Source organism: Pseudopontixanthobacter vadosimaris, from assembly GCF_012979275.1.
GTDB classification, from domain to species: Bacteria; Pseudomonadota; Alphaproteobacteria; order Sphingomonadales; family Sphingomonadaceae; genus Pseudopontixanthobacter; species Pseudopontixanthobacter vadosimaris.
Genome location: NZ_JABASZ010000040.1, coordinates 70487 through 85604 on the forward strand (window position 1 = coordinate 70487; position 15118 = coordinate 85604).

Genomic DNA, 15118 nt, shown 5'->3' on the forward strand with positions numbered 1-15118 from the left:
TTACTGCGGGCCGGGGCCGCCGCGTCCGGGCATGAAGCGGTAAGTGATGCGCGCCTTGGTCAGATCGTAAGGCGTCAATTCGCAAAGCACCTCGTCCCCCACCAGCACGCGAATGCGGTTCTTGCGCATCTTGCCGGCCGTGTGGCCCAGAACTTCATGGCCGTTTTCAAGCTCAACCCGGAACATCGCGTTGGGCAGAAGTTCGACCACCTTGCCGCGCATTTCGAGGAGTTCTTCTTTCGCCATCAGGCAGGGTTTCCGTTTGTAGATATGATCATTGCCGCGCGCATAGCGGCGAATGGGCGAAAAGGAAAGCTCTTGCGCGTTCTTGGGCAAAGGCGCGCTTTGCAGCAGCCTGAGACATTTTATTACGCAATGCTGCTTGAGCGTTCGGGCTGCATCGCGCATTGCCCGTGCCGACACGTGGGAGCAGGGGCAGGGGGAGCGGATCAGCGACCAGCGCACGTGATGCTGGCAGACAAGGAATTCCTGTGCCTCTTTTTGCCTTACGCGGCCGGCCTCTCGGCCTCAGTCTCGTCGCTCTCCTGCTCACGACCTCCGCCCCGGTAATGGCGCAGGTCACCGAAGTGCCGGTCGAACCGGCTGACCAAGCGGGTGCGAGCAACGAGATCGTGGTGACCGCAAGTCGCATTCGCGGTTCGCTGGATGTGGATCAACCTCCCGTGGCCGAATTCGACGAAGCCGATATTGCCGCCTATGGCGCGGGATCGATCGACGAATTGCTGGAGGCGATTTCACCGCAGACGGGGTCCGGCCGCGGCCGCGGCGATGGCGGGCGGCCGATTATCCTGGTCAATGGCCAGCGTATCTCCAGCTTCCGCGAATTGCGTTCCTATCCGCCCGAGGCAATCCGCAAGGTCGAGGTGTTCCCCGAAGAAGTGGCGCTCCGCTACGGCTTTGCGCCTGACAGACGTGTCGTGAACATCATCCTGAAGGACAATTTCCAGAGCCGCGAAGTGGAAGTGGAATATGGCCGGCCGACCACGGGCGGCTATTCCGCCAGCGAGGTGGAACTGACCTATCTGCGGATCGACGGACCGGATCGCCTGAACGTCAATCTCGAACTTGGCGACACCAGCCTGCTGACAGAGGCGGAGCGCGGCATCCTGCAGAATGCAGGCAGCGTGTCCTCCGTCGCGGGCGACCCGGACCCGGCGCGGTTTCGCAGCCTGGTGTCGGATGATGCGAATATCGAACTTGGCGCCACCTGGACGCGCGGGCTGGGCGAAAACGAAGGCTCGATCGCGGTGAACGGCAATTTCGAGCGGATTGACGGGCTTGCCCTGTCCGGTCTCGAAACGGTGCTGCTGACGGACAATGCCGGAATCTCGGCCTTGCGCGTGCTGGATGCAAATCCGCTGCTGCGCGATACGCGAAGCACCACCATCGCGCTGGGCACCACATTGAACAAGCCGGTCGGCGATTTCGGACTGACCGCGACCGCCAACGCCAGCCATGGCGAGGCCCGGAGCCTGATCGACCGCCGCCGTGATCTCTCCGCGCTTCAGGATCTGGTCGACGGCGGCGAATTGACGGCAGGTGGCCCGCTGCCCATCATCGCGGATGCAGGCACCGACCGGGCCGAAACCGACACGGACAATGCGTCCGCACTCGTCACCCTGCGCGGAAATCCTCTGCTTCTTCCGGGCGGCGAACTGGCGCTCACCGTGGATGCCGGGGTGGATTACCAGGCGATCGAGAGCAGCGACAGCCGCACCGTCGGTGGCCGCGCCGATCTGTCGCGCACCGATCTGTCCGCAGGCGTCAATGTGGGCGTGCCGATTTCCAGCCGCCGCGAGGATTTCCTGAGCGCCATAGGCGACCTGACGCTCAATCTGAATGCCGGTATCAACCATCTTTCCGACTTCGGCACCCTCTATGATTACACCGCCGGTCTGAACTGGGATCCGAGCGAAAGCCTGTCGCTCCAGGCGAGCTACATCGTGCGCGAGGCAGCGCCGGGGCTGACCAGCCTCGGCTCGCCCACAATCGTCACCTTCAATGTGCCGACATTCGATTTTGCATCCGGCGAGACGGTGCTCGCCAGCATCACCACGGGCGGCAATCCCCTCCTGCTGGCCGAGACGCAGCGCGATCTGAAACTGTCCGCCAATTACGATGTGGATTTCCTGCAGCGCAGCAACATCGTCGTGGAATATTTCCGCAACCGTTCCGATGACGTGACTGCCAATTTCCCGCTGCTGACCCCTGCCATCGAGGCTGCTTTCCCCGGTCGGGTGACGCGCGGTGCAAGTGGCACTCTGGTCGCCATCGACAGCCGGCCGATCACCTTTGCCGAACAGCGCAGCGACCGGCTGCGCTACGGCGTCAATGTTTTCGGACGCATCGGCAAGGAACCGGAACGCGAGGAGGGCACCCAGGGCGGACGCGGGGGTCGCGGCGCCGGCGGCGGGCCGGGAATGATGTTCGGCAGAGGCGCCGACCGGCAGGGGCGCTTCAACATTGCGGCCTATCACACCATCCAGTTCAGCAACGAGGTTCTGATCGCCGAGGGCGGACCGCTACTCGACCTGCTCGAAGGCGATGCCATCTCCGGCGGCGGCGAGCTTCGTCATGCGTTCGAGATCGAAGGCGGCGGTTTCTATCGGGGGCTGGGGGCACGGGCCAGCCTGAACTACGCATCCGCCACGCAGGTGAACGGCAGCGGCCTTCCCGGGTCGACCGACCTGTTCTTCGGCGATCTTGCTACATTCGACCTGCGCCTGTTCATGAATGTGGAGGAACAGGAGTGGCTCGTCGGGAGCGATCCCGGCATCTTCAAGGGCGTCCGCCTGTCGCTGCGGGTCGATAATCTGTTCGATGCACGGCAAAGCATCGTCGACAGCACCGACACCGTGCCGCTGCGTTATCAACCCTTCCTGGTGGACCCGATCGGTCGGTTCATCGAGATCGAGGCGCGCAAGATTTTCTAGGTGGCGATGGGATCGGGCGCGGGTGGGTTTGCCTTTTCGCCCGCCTTTTCGGCCATGGCGCGGGCGGCAGCCACGCCGCTCGCCCAGGCCCACTGGAAATTATAGCCGCCCAGCCAGCCGGTCACGTCCACCGCTTCGCCGATGCAATAGAGGCCGGGTTGCTTCTTCGTTTCCATGGTGCGCGACGACAGTTCGGCGGTAGAGATGCCGCCCGCGGTCACCTCGGCCTTCGCATAGCCTTCGGTGCCGTTCGGCGTGAACCGCCAGTCGCGCAGCCGTGCCTCGGCATTTCGCAGCGCCTTGTCGGGGATGTTGCCGATATCGCCATCCAATTCCAGCCGCTCTGCCAGTGTCGCGGCCAGTCGTTCCGCCAGCACGCTGCGCAGGATGCTCTTGATGCCGGAACGGGGCTGGGCGCGTTTCGCCTCGACCAGCCAGCCGTCCGTATGATCGGGAAGGAAATCGATCCCGACCGGCTCGCCATGCTTCCAGTAGGATGAGATCTGCAGGATCGACGGGCCGGACAGTCCGCGATGGGTGAACAGCGCAGCTTCGCGGAACCGCGTCTTGCCGCTGCGGGCGGTTACATCGGCCGATACGCCGGAAAGATCGCGGAACAGCACGTCCTCGCCCCCCAGCGTGAGGGGGACGAGAGCGGGGCGCGGCTCCACCACTTTCAGCCCGAACTGGCGCGCGAGCGAATAGGCGAAGTCGCTGGCTCCCATCCTGGGAATGGAAGGGCCGCCGGTCGCAATCACCAGGTTGCGCGCGCTGTATTCGGCATCGTCCGTCACCACCGCGAAGCCCGCGCCATGCCGGCCGGCCTCGACGATCTTCTGACCGGTCAGGACAGTCACGTCGCCTTTCGCACATTCGGCCAGCAGCATGTCGACGATCTGGCTGGCAGAGCCATCGCAGAACAATTGGCCCAGCGTCTTCTCGTGCCAGGCGATGGTGTACCGCTCCACCAGATCGAGAAAATCCCGTGCCGTGTAGCGGCTGAGAGCGGATTTGGCGAAATGCGGATTGGCCGAAAGGAAGCGTTCGGGTGCGATCTGCAGATTGGTGAAATTGCAGCGGCCGCCACCGGAAATCAGGATCTTGCGCCCGACCTTTTCCGAGCGTTCCAGCACCAGCACGCGAAGGCCGTGCTGCCCGGCAATGGCGGCGCACATCAGCCCCGCCGCACCTCCGCCCAGGACGATCGCATCGAATTCGCGGTTCATGTTCGTTCCATCATCCTGTCGCCCATAGGCGGGTCCGGCCCGGGCGCAAGCCTTGCGCCCATGCACCCGGCCCGCTTTTCTTTCGCCGCATCAAGCCCTATCTGGCCGGCATGGCGCAGACCCCCACGACCAAGGACCGCAGGACCGGCGGCAAGACGGGCGGACCAAGCGATTCCGCGCGCTTCAATGAAAATGCCGCCAGCAACACCGTGCGTGGCAGCGAGAGGCCCGACCTTCAGGCGGGCGTGGAGGCGATCCGCGAAACGGTGAAGGTGCTGAAACCGAAACCCGGTGTCTATCGCATGATCGATGCGCGCGGCGACGTCCTGTATGTCGGCAAGGCGCGGGCGCTGAAGAACCGTGTCGCCAACTACACCAACATCGCCAGCCTGACGAACCGGCTGCAGCGCATGGTCAGCCAGACCCGGCAGATGGAGATCATCACCACCAATTCGGAGGCCGAGGCGCTGCTGCTGGAAGCACAGCTGATCAAGCGGTATCGCCCGCCCTACAATGTGCTGCTGCGCGACGACAAGAGCTTCCCCTTCATCCTGCTGCGCGCCGATCACGATTATCCGCGCATCCAGAAACATCGCGGCGCGCGCCGGGCGAAAGGCCAGTATTTCGGCCCCTTCGCCAGTGCGGGATCGGTCAACACTACGATCAATGCGCTCCAGAAACTGTTCCTGCTGCGATCCTGCAACGACGGCTTCTTCAGCCGCCGCGACCGGCCCTGCATGCTGTATCAGATCAAGAGGTGCTCGGCCCCTTGTGTCGGGCGCATCGGCAAGGACGATTATGCCGATCTGGTCCGGCAGGCGAAGGAATTTCTCGGCGGAAAGTCCTCGGCCGTGCAGCAGGAAATCGAGAAGCAGATGGCGGAAGCCGCCGCCAATCTCGATTTCGAGAGCGCCGCCATGCTGCGGGACCGGTTGCGTGCGGCCACCTTCATTCAGGGCAGCCAGGCAATCAACGCAGCAGGTGTAGGCGATGCTGATATTTTCGCGCTCGCGGCCAAAGGCGGGCAGGTGGGCATCCAGGCGTTCTTCGTGCGGGGCGGGCAGAACTGGGGCCACAGGGCCATTTTCCCCAGGCACACGGCCGATGTGCCGGAGGAGGAGATTCTCTCCGACGTTCTGGCGCAGTTCTACGAAGAGGTTCCGCCGCCGCGCAACATCCTGCTCGATCGCGAACTGCCGGACCGCGAATTGCTGGAGCAGGCCCTGTGCGAAAGCGCGGGTACGCGGGTGGAGATTTCCGTCCCGCAGCGCGGCGACCGGCGCAAGCTGATGCAGCAGGCCCAGCGCAATGCGACGGAAGCCCTCGACAGGCGGCTGGCGGAAACCGGCACGAAGGCGAAGATCCTGCGGGACGTGGCCGAATTCTTCGAGCTTCCGGAAGTACCGCAGCGCGTGGAAATCTACGATAACAGCCACATCCAGGGCAGCAAGGCGGTCGGCGCGATGGTGGTTGCCGGGCCGGAAGGCTTCATCAAGAACCAGTATCGCAAGTTCAACATCCGCTCCGCGCAGACGAATGACGATTTCGGCATGATGCGCGAGGTGATGGAACGGCGGTTCAGCCGCGCGATGAAGGACGATCCCGACCGCGAGCAGAGCGTCGACGGAGTGACCGTATGGCCCGACCTGGTGCTGATCGATGGCGGCAAGGGACAGATGAGCACGGTGCGCGATACGCTGTCCGAACTCGGCATAGAAGACGTGCCGCTGATCGCCATTGCCAAGGGGCCGGACCATGGGCGCGAGGGCCGCGAAGTGTTCCATTTCCCCGACGGACGCGAGAAGACGCTGCCGACCAATTCGCCGGTGCTGTTCCAGCTTCAGCGCTGGCGGGACGAGGTGCACCGCTTTGCCATCGGCGCGCACCGGGCAAAGCGAAGCCGCGCGATCAGCGCCAGCCCGCTGGACGAGATCCCCGGCATCGGCCCGGCACGCAAACGTGCGCTGCTGCTGCATTTCGGCACGGCGGGTAAGGTTCGGGCGGCGTCATTGCAGGATCTGCAGCGCGCGCCCGGCGTCAGCATTTCGGTCGCGCAGGCGATCTACGACTTCTACCACCCCAACGGGTAGGGTGCGGCAGGAGCATGTCGTGGGGCGTCAGCTGCGTTTCCGTACGACCCCTTCCTGCGCCACGCTGGCGACCAGCCTGCCATCGGCGGAAAATATTCGCCCGCGATTGAAGCCGCGCCCTCCGGCGGTCCACGGGCTGTCGGTGGCGTAAAGCAGCCAATCATCGGCACGGAACGGCGCATGGAACCAGACCGCGTGATCCAGACTGGCGCCGACGATCTCGTTCCGCGCCCAGCTGAGGCCGTGCGGCAGCATCGACGTTCCCAGCAGCATCATGTCGCTGGCATAGGCCAGAACGGCGCGGTGGATGCGCGGATCGTCGGGCAGCGGCGCCACCGCCCGCATCCAGCTGTGCGAAAGGGGCGGGGCCGGCTTCTTATGACTCCAATGCGCCCCTTCGACCGATCGCATCTCGATCGGGCGGGGCTGCATGAAGATGGTGCGCGCCGGTTCCGGCATCGTGGCGGCCAGTGCCTCGCGTTCTTGCATCATCGGCGTCAGTTCATCAGGACCGGGAACGTCAGGCAGCGCATCGACCTGATGCTCCAGCCCTTCCTCGTGCCGCTGGAAGGATGCCGCCATGTTGAGAATGGGGCGGCCCTCCTGCGCGGCGACGATGCGCCGGTTGGAAAAGCTGCGCCCGTCGAATTGCCGGTCCACCGCGTAATCCACGGTATGATCTTCGCTGCCGCCGCGCAGGAAGTAAGCATGAAGCGAGTGAACCGCGCGATCGTCCTCGACGCTGCGTTCGGCGGCGACGAGCCCCTGCGCGATCACTTGCCCGCCGAAGACGCGTCCGACGCCGTCCTTCTTGCGCCGCCCCTCGTAGCGGTCCTCTCCGGTCGATGTGACGTCGAGAAGGGCCAGTAGGTCGGCGATCAATCGTTCGTTGGTGCTTTGGTCTGTCATCAGCGACCCATGCTGCGCTGCACCGGGCAGGTCAATCCTGTGCGGCGCGGCTTTTCCGGGGCGAAAGCCTGCGGATCGCCCGACTTGCGAGCGCCTTGGCCCTGTTGCCGGCGGGCCATCTGCCCGGCGCGCGCGGAGTGAAACCCAGGCGCCGGAGCAGATGGTTGAAGGCTCGCGCATCCGCTTCGGCGAAGCTCCAGTCGCTGCGCCAGGTGATCGAGAGGGAGATCGAGCTGACCCGCCCGTTGCGGACGAAATGCGGCGCCATGACCGGCACGTAAACGGCTTGCCCCGCTTGCAACGCGAACTCCGTTCCTTCTGCCGCGAAGTCGTCGTTCCACCGCAATTCCCGCGCACCGCCGGTGTGATAGGCTTCGTAAACCGTATCGGGTGCGAAGCGCGGGTCGCCGGCGGGGAACTGGGTCATCACCTTGCTGCCGACCAGTTGCAGCAGGATGTTGTGTTCGGGATCGAAATGATAGGGCGTGACCGCATCGGGTGAAGAAATGAAGACATAGCCCTGCGGCCGCAGCATTGCCCCCGTGCGCCTCTCGATGGCGGGTCGCAATTCTTCCAGCAGGGACAGCAGCAGGGAGCGATAGGCCGGCACCTGTTCGACATTCTTCAGCACGGCCCAGCTGTTGCTGGTAGCGATGTGGCGGATCGTCTCGGCGATGCCGAGGCCCGTCGCGCCCGGCTTCCCGTCGATGCCGATCGGCAGATCGCCGCAGTTATACTCCACCGACTGGTCGGGAAGACGGGTGGCGAGCGAGGCGAGCGAATCCAGCGTCAGCAGGTCGTGCTGTGCCAGGGTATGATCCAGGCGATGCGGCGTTTCCGGGTAATTGCGCGCGAAAACCTGCTGCGCCCTTGGAGGAAAGACAGGCTGCGGCCGCGCCGGGCCTGCACCGGGTCCAACGGGGAAGATCGCGCCATGAGCAGCTTCCGTTCGCAGGTTCACGGTTCCAGCCCCGTGATGGCACAGCCCGATTCCATTCGCAGCATGCCCCGGAACAGCGAGCGGCGCAGCTTGCCGCCGATGCCGACATTTACATCGACCATGCGCCTCTTTTCGCGCCAGATCCGCTCGATCATCGGGTGATTGGCTGCGGCGCAGCTGTCCGCCCACTGCATGTCCTGCCGTTTCAGCAGGTCCATATTCTCCATCTGCAACAACATGCCGGGGGAGAACCGGGCGAATTCTTCATCGAATGCGGTCTTGTAGCTGAAGACCCCCGGCGCGGCGATGAAATTGGCCAGCATGGCGACCGGCCTTCCGTCCAGTTCCAGCGAGAGCCGCTCCAGGCGGCCATATTCAGCGGCACCGGACAATGCATGACGAAACAGATCGGCCGTATCGCTGCTGGACATCAGGGCCGAGCCTGCCGCCCCCTTCCAGCCTGCCTGTTCCAGTTGCAGGAACTGCGTGATCCATCCGCCGAGGGCGCCTGAGTCCGACTGGCGGATGAAGCGCAGATTGCCGAGTTCCGACAGGCGCTTGCGCTGGCGCCGCAATTCCTTGCGCTTCTTGCCGCTCATCGCTGCCGCGACATAATCCCCGGGCGAATGACCGGACCGGAGCATGGCTCTTTCCTCGACCCGGACAATTCCCGCAACACGGCCCTCCTCGCGCAGCACCCGCTGCAGCGCGGCATAGCTTGGCCCGTCGGAGGGCAATTGCGGCAGATGAAGAAACAGCGCCGCCTGTGCGTTGCGGTCGGCCCAGTCCAGCAGCGCGCGCCAGAACCGTTGCGTCTGACCTGCAAGCGTGAGCGGCGAGCCGCAGAAGATATTGGGATGCATCCATGTCGCAAGATGCGGAACGGGGTAGCCGTAATAGATGGAACGGCGGCAGATCGGCAGTAATCCGTTCAGCCGCCGGGCATCGTTCCGGGCCTCCCGTCCGATGGCGAGATGAACCGCACTGCCGTGCGCGCACTGGCCGATCGAGGGCCGCAGATACCAATGTTCGAAAAAGGAATTCGGCTCGCAGCTTGCTTCGGCCAGCCTGTGCCAGTCACGAACATCGATCCGATCTGACCCGCGCAACATGGCGAAGGCGTGGTCCGCCTGCGCTCCCCGGTCGGCCTCGCCAGTTTCCGTAGCCTGTAACGGCATGGTCGCCATTCGTCCTGTTGCCCCGATCTTCCGCTCGTCGTCCGCCCTGCCGCGTTATTAGCGGCAGAAGCGCTACGGAAGATTTAACGCCGGTGGGGCGTCTGCGGATGCAAAAGCGGGCCGCCTGGCGCCGGAATGCGGATCTACCCCCCGGCCAGTGCGGCGAGCAGAAGCAGCGCGACGATATTGGTGATCTTGATCATCGGGTTCACCGCAGGGCCGGCCGTATCCTTGTAGGGATCGCCCACCGTATCGCCGGTAACCGCCGCCTTGTGCGCCTCGCTGCCCTTGCCGCCGTGATGGCCGTCCTCGATATATTTCTTGGCATTGTCCCAGGCGCCGCCGCCCGAGGTCATCGACAGGGCCACGAACAACCCGCTGACGATCACGCCCAGCAGCAATGCCCCGAGAGCGGCAAATCCGTTCTGCTGGCCGGCGACCGCAGTGATGATGAAATAGACGGCGATCGGCGTCAGGACCGGCAGCAGCGAAGGAACGATCATCTCCTTGATCGCCGCGCGGGTCACCAGATCGACCGTGCGCGCATAATTCGGCCGGCTGGTCCCCGCCATGATGCCCGGATCCGCGGCGAATTGTTCACGCACGTCCTTCACCACGTCCCCCGCGGCGCGCCCGACCGCCGTCATGCCCATCGCCCCGAACAGATAGGGCAGCAGCGCCCCCAGCAACAGGCCGACGATCACATAGGGGTTTTCCAGGCTGAAATCGACGTCGAGCAGCGGGAAGAATTCAGCGAGATCGGTCGTGTAGGCGGCGAACAGCACGAGCGCCGCAAGACCGGCCGAACCGATGGCGTAGCCCTTGGTGACCGCCTTCGTCGTATTGCCGACCGCGTCCAGCGCATCCGTCCTGTCGCGGACAGTATCGTCCAGCCCCGCCATTTCCGCGATACCGCCCGCGTTGTCCGTCACCGGCCCATAGGCGTCGAGCGCGACGACCATGCCCGCCAGCGCCAGCATGGCGGTCGCGGCATAGGCGATGCCGATCAGCCCGGCGAGCTGATAGGCGACGACGATGCCGGTCACGATGACGAGGGTGGGCAGCGCCGTGGCTTCGAGCGAGATCGCCAGCCCCTGGATGACATTGGTGCCGTGCCCGGTTTCGGAACTCTTCGCGATGGAGCGGACCGGGCGAAACTGGGTGCCGGTGTAATATTCGGTAATCCAGATGATCAGCCCGGTGATGACCAGCCCGACCATGGACGACCAGAACAGCGACCAGCCGGTGAAGATGCCGAGCTGCGCGAAGCCTTCTTCCGCGATCGGCGCACCGGGGTCGACATTGGGCATGGTGCCGCCGATGGCCAGATCCATATCGCCGCCCAGCGCCGCCCAGATGGCGATCCAGATAGCCGGAACCGAAAGGAGCGCGGTGACGAGAAAGCCCTTGTACATCGCCCCCATGATCGATTGGCGGCGGCCCAGCCTGACGAAATAGGTGCCGATGATGGAGGTCACGATGCAGACTCCGCCGATCAGCAGCGGCAGGGCCATCATCGGTACCAGCAGATTGCCGAGGCCGGTCAGCAGCAAGGCGGTCAGCACCATGGTAGCACCTACGGTGACGACATAGGTTTCGAACAGGTCGGCGGCCATGCCCGCGCAATCGCCGACATTGTCGCCCACATTATCCGCGATGACGGCGGGGTTGCGCGGGTCGTCCTCGGGAATGCCGGCCTCGACCTTGCCGACGAGATCGGCACCGACATCCGCCGCCTTGGTGAAGATGCCGCCGCCGAGGCGGGCGAAGATCGAGATGAGCGAAGCGCCGAATGCGAGCGAGACCAATGCATCGATCACCGCCCGGTCGTTGGCGAGCAGACCCATGCCCTCGGTCAGCACGAAGAAGAAGCCGGCAATCGCCAGAAGCGCGAGTCCCGCGACGAGCATTCCGGTGATCGCCCCGGCGCGGAAGGCGAGGGTGAGGCCCTGCTGCAGCCCGCTCTGCGCTGCGGCGGCGGTGCGGACATTGGCGCGCACCGATATGTTCATGCCGATGAAGCCGGCGGCTCCCGAAAGGATCGCTCCCAGGATGAAGCCGGCGGCGCTGATGGTGCCGAGAAAGAAGAATACGATGACCGCGACGACCACACCGACAATGGCGATGGCGGTATATTGCCGCTTCAGATAGGCCTGTGCGCCTTCCTGAATGGCGCCGGCGATTTCCTGCATGCGCGCATTGCCGGCGCCGCTGCCGAGAACCTGGCGACTGGTCACGAAGCCGTAGATGACGGCGACAAGCCCGAGGATGATCGAGATCAAGACAAGATTCACTTGCATTCCCTCCCTGTTGCGACCGCATCTTGCGCGCAGTCTTATAAAGGCAGGTATAAATAGACGCGGCAGGCTGGCAAGGGGGCATGGTTCGCCCCGGAGCACCGTCCGCATCAGGAAGCTGCGTGGCTGAAGCCGAGCGTTCCGTCATCGGCCAGCTTTTCGCTGTCGAGATAGAGCAGGGGTTCGTCTCCGGCGGGAAGAACCTCGCCGATCCGATGGGCCGTTACCGGCAGTCGCAACTCCGCCGGAGCAGTGAACAACAGCTGGTAATCGTCACCCCAGCGCAGACACTCGGCGCGGCGTTCCGAACTGGCCACGGGCACGTCGGCCGACGTGATCGCGATGCTGACCTTGCTGGCCCGGGCCAGGCGACTGGCATCGAGGAGCAGGCCGTCCGATACATCCATCATGGCGCTGACCAGAGGCGCGAGCGATCGCCCTTCCTGCAACAGCGGCTGCGGGCGGCGGTAGGCGGTGCTGTCCGCATCCGTCCCGTCGCGCAGCGCCTCGAACCCCAACATGGCGCTGCCCACCGTCCCGGTGAGGTAGAGCAGATCCCCCGGCTTTGCCCCGCTGCGCGATGGCACGGGGCTGCTGGTTGCCCGTCCGATCGCGGTCATGCCGAAATGGTGCGGCCCGGCTGTTGCGGACACCGTGTCTCCGCCAAGGAGCGGCGTTTCGTAAGCGGTCAGCACTTCGGCAAGCCCTGCGAGGAAACGCGAATCGGCGGCATCACCCGCAAGGCTGTAGGACAGCAGCACGCCAAGCGGCGTCGCGCCCATGGCGGCAAGGTCGGAAAGGTTGGTCGCGACCAGCTTCCACGCGACATCGGCGAAGTCCTGACCCTCCAGCCAGTGCACGCCTTCGACGATCGTATCAAGCGTCAGAACCAGAGCTTCGCCGCCGAATTCCAGGACCGCCGCATCGTCCAGCAAACCGCGCGCTGCCGGGCCGGTCGCCAGACCGCGCAGCGAGGCGATGAACCCCGCTTCGTCAGTCACGCGCTGCGATTACGATCGGCATCGTCAGCCCGTTGCCGTTCCGCTGCGAACCTGCTTCGCAACGGCGTCCAATATGCCGTTCACGAATTTCGCCTCGCGCGTGTCGAAGAATGCTTTTGCAACATCGACATATTCGCTGATCGCCGCGGCTGTCGGCACATCGGCCCGCGCTACCAGTTCATAAGAACCCGCGCGCAGGATCTGCAGCATCGTCTTGTCCATGCGCTTGAGCGTCCAGCCCTGCGCCAGGCGCTGCGTCAACAATTCGTCGATTTCGTCCCGCCGCGCATCCACGCCGCGCACGATATCGTCAAAGAACGCCGTGTCGGCCTCGGCATATTCGTCGCCCTCGATTTCTGCGCCCAGCCTGTGCTGGTGGAATTCATCCAGCAGCCGGGGCAGGGGGGTGCTTTCCATCTGCATCTGGTACAGGGCCTGCACCGCGGCCAGGCGCGAAGCGGAGCGGGCCTGTGTACGCGCCTGCCTGCCCTTCCGCGCAGGTTTTTGCCCGGCAACGCCGCGCTCGCCGTTGTTCCCGACCCGATCAGCTGCGTTCGTATGTTCGTCGTCAATCATCGTTTCAGTCGCAATTCTATGGACCTTGCGTGGGCCGGCAACCCTTCGGCATGGGCGAGCACGGCGGCGGCGGGGCCGATGGCATCGAGGGCGCTGCGGTTCAGCCCGATGAAGCTGGTGCGCTTCATGAAATCGAGGACCGACAATCCGCTGGCGAAACCCGCCCTGCGCCCGGTGGGCAGGACATGGTTTGGCCCCGCGACATAATCGCCGACCGCTTCCGGAGTCATCCGGCCAAGGAAGATGCTGCCGGCATGGCGGATACCCTGCATCAGCGCATCGGGATCAACTACGGCGAGTTCGACATGTTCCGCCGCCAGGCGGTTGGCGAGGGGTACGGCCTGGTCCAGTCGGTCGACGACGATCATCACGCCATGCGCTTCCCAGCTCTTCCTCGCCGTGCTGCCCGTTTTCAGGGACATCAGCTGCAAATCGATGCGATCCTCGACCTGTGCGGCGAAGCCGGCATCGTCGGTGATGAGGATCGATTGCGCGGTCGGGTCATGTTCGGCCTGGCTCAACAGGTCTGCCGCGATCAGATCGGGGTCGTTCTGCGCATCCGCGATGACGAGAATTTCGCTCGGCCCCGCGACCATGTCGATGCCGACACGGCCATATAGCTGGCGCTTCGCTTCGGCCACCCAGGCGTTACCGGGGCCGGTGATGACATCGACAGGGCGGATGCGCTCGGTGCCATAGGCCAGTGCGCCGACGGCCTGCGCGCCGCCGATGCGCCAGATTTCATCGATCCCGGCGAGGTGAGCCGCTGCAAGAACCAGCGCATTCGCCTCGCCCCGCGGGGTGGGTGTCACCACCACCAGCCGTTCGACACCCGCCACCTTTGCCGGAATAGCGTTCATCAGCAGCGAGGAAGGATAGGATGCGCGCCCGCCGGGAACGTACAGGCCCGCCGCATCCACCGGCAGCCACCGCGCTCCCAGCCGTACTCCCGCATCGTCGACATAATCGCGATCTTCCGGTATCTGCGCCTCGTGATAGGCGCGGATGCGCGTGGCGGCGAGCTCGAGCGCCTGCCGCAGATCGGCCGGCAGGTCCGCGAAAGCGGCGTGGCAGGTTTCGGCGTCGACGCGCCAGTCGGCATCGGAACCGAGCCGGTGATCGTCGAAGCGCATCGTGTAATCGACCAATGCGGCATCGCCGGTATCGCGGACCCGCCGCAGAATGTCGGTGACGTCCCTCGCCACATCGGCATCGCTGTCGCGGCGCGCCTCGACCATGCGGGTGAAAGCTGCCTCGAAACCGGCATCGTTGATGGAAAGGTGGCGCATCAGGCCGCGTTCCGCCCGCCGGCTGCACCGCGGAAGAGATCGACGAGTTCGGCGACACGGGTGTCGGTTTTAAGGGCAGCGCGATTGACGATCAGGCGCGCCGACACATCCATGATGCGCCGGGTTTCGACCAGCCCGTTCTGTTTCAATGTCGCGCCTGTCGAAACCAAATCCACAATCCGTCCGGCAAGATCGAGACTGGGGGCCAGTTCCATCGCCCCGTTCAGCTTCACGCATTCCGCCTGCTGGCCGCAGACCTCGAAATGACGGCGCGTAATGTTCGGGTATTTCGTGGCGACCCTCACATGGCTGGCGCCATCGACAGCCGCAGCACCCTCGGCCGGTTCGGCCACCGACAGGCGGCAATGCCCGATATCGAGATCGACGGGAGCATAAAGATCGGAATAGTCGAATTCCTCGATGACGTCGGAACCGACGATGCCCATCTGCGCCGCGCCATGGGCGACGAAGGTGGCGACGTCGAAAGCGCGCACCCGGATGAGCCGCATGTCCGTGCGCGTGGTCGCGAAGCTGAGCGACCGGTTGGCCTTGTCGTGAAACGCAGGTTCGGGCACCACGCCTGCCCGCGCCATGACCGGCAGGGCTTCGTCGAGAATGCGGCCCTTGGGGATGGCAAAGGTGAGAAATGTCGGCATTA

Annotated in this window: 12 protein-coding genes; 2 read left to right on the forward strand and 10 right to left on the reverse strand. The window is 64.6% G+C overall.

Going from position 1 to position 15118, the window contains the following annotated elements; genetic code table 11:
* The gene (gene infA / locus HG250_RS11175; protein WP_047806247.1) at positions 1-246 is read right to left on the reverse strand and encodes a translation initiation factor IF-1; all 246 of its coding nucleotides are present in this window, start codon (positions 244-246) and stop codon (positions 1-3) included.
* Positions 247-491: 245 nt separating this feature from the next.
* Between infA and HG250_RS11180 the strand changes: the two genes are divergently transcribed.
* Positions 492-2954 carry a TonB-dependent receptor domain-containing protein gene (locus HG250_RS11180; RefSeq protein ID WP_338103911.1) on the forward strand — a complete coding sequence of 821 codons (2463 nt, stop codon included), beginning with the start codon at positions 492-494 and terminating at the stop codon, positions 2952-2954.
* On the opposite strand, the gene HG250_RS11185 is transcribed toward HG250_RS11180, so the two are convergent.
* A complete protein-coding gene (locus tag HG250_RS11185) occupies positions 2951-4180 on the reverse strand; it encodes a BaiN/RdsA family NAD(P)/FAD-dependent oxidoreductase (protein ID WP_170005405.1) in 1230 nt (409 codons plus the stop codon). The genes HG250_RS11180 and HG250_RS11185 overlap by 4 nt on opposite strands.
* Before the next feature lie 110 nt (positions 4181-4290).
* Here HG250_RS11185 and uvrC point away from each other — a divergent pair, with 110 nt between their 5' ends.
* Complete coding sequence (gene uvrC, locus HG250_RS11190) at positions 4291-6270, forward strand: excinuclease ABC subunit UvrC (RefSeq protein WP_170005406.1); 1980 nt, start codon at positions 4291-4293, stop codon at positions 6268-6270.
* Between the two features lie 27 nt (positions 6271-6297).
* On the opposite strand, the gene HG250_RS11195 is transcribed toward uvrC, so the two are convergent.
* The 8 genes from HG250_RS11195 to hisG all read right to left on the reverse strand — a co-directional run bounded on the left by HG250_RS11195 (position 6298) and on the right by hisG (position 15116).
* Positions 6298-7179: an acyl-CoA thioesterase gene (locus HG250_RS11195; RefSeq protein ID WP_170005407.1), complete on the reverse strand. Its 882-nt coding sequence runs from the start codon at positions 7177-7179 to the stop codon at positions 6298-6300.
* A 31-nt stretch (positions 7180-7210) separates the two neighbouring features.
* Entirely contained in the window at positions 7211-8107 is an 897-nt protein-coding gene (locus HG250_RS11200) for a transcriptional regulator (RefSeq protein WP_170005480.1), read from the reverse strand.
* Between the two features lie 29 nt (positions 8108-8136).
* Complete coding sequence (locus HG250_RS11205) at positions 8137-9306, reverse strand: GNAT family N-acetyltransferase (RefSeq protein ID WP_240957087.1); 1170 nt, start codon at positions 9304-9306, stop codon at positions 8137-8139.
* Between the two features lie 134 nt (positions 9307-9440).
* Positions 9441-11591 carry a sodium-translocating pyrophosphatase gene (locus HG250_RS11210; RefSeq protein ID WP_170005408.1) on the reverse strand — a complete coding sequence of 717 codons (2151 nt, stop codon included), beginning with the start codon at positions 11589-11591 and terminating at the stop codon, positions 9441-9443.
* A gap of 113 nt (positions 11592-11704) precedes the next feature.
* The gene (thiL, locus tag HG250_RS11215; protein WP_170005409.1) at positions 11705-12595 is read right to left on the reverse strand and encodes a thiamine-phosphate kinase; all 891 of its coding nucleotides are present in this window, start codon (positions 12593-12595) and stop codon (positions 11705-11707) included.
* Between the two features lie 24 nt (positions 12596-12619).
* A complete protein-coding gene (nusB, locus tag HG250_RS11220; RefSeq protein WP_170005410.1) occupies positions 12620-13171 on the reverse strand; it encodes a transcription antitermination factor NusB in 552 nt (183 codons plus the stop codon).
* On the reverse strand, positions 13168-14460 hold the full coding sequence (hisD, locus tag HG250_RS11225; RefSeq protein ID WP_170005411.1) for a histidinol dehydrogenase: 1293 nt from the start codon (positions 14458-14460) through the stop codon (positions 13168-13170). The genes nusB and hisD overlap by 4 nt, the downstream gene beginning before the upstream one ends.
* The gene (gene hisG / locus HG250_RS11230) at positions 14460-15116 is read right to left on the reverse strand and encodes an ATP phosphoribosyltransferase (protein ID WP_170005412.1); all 657 of its coding nucleotides are present in this window, start codon (positions 15114-15116) and stop codon (positions 14460-14462) included. The genes hisD and hisG overlap by 1 nt, the downstream gene beginning before the upstream one ends.
* Positions 15117-15118: the final 2 nt, after the last annotated feature.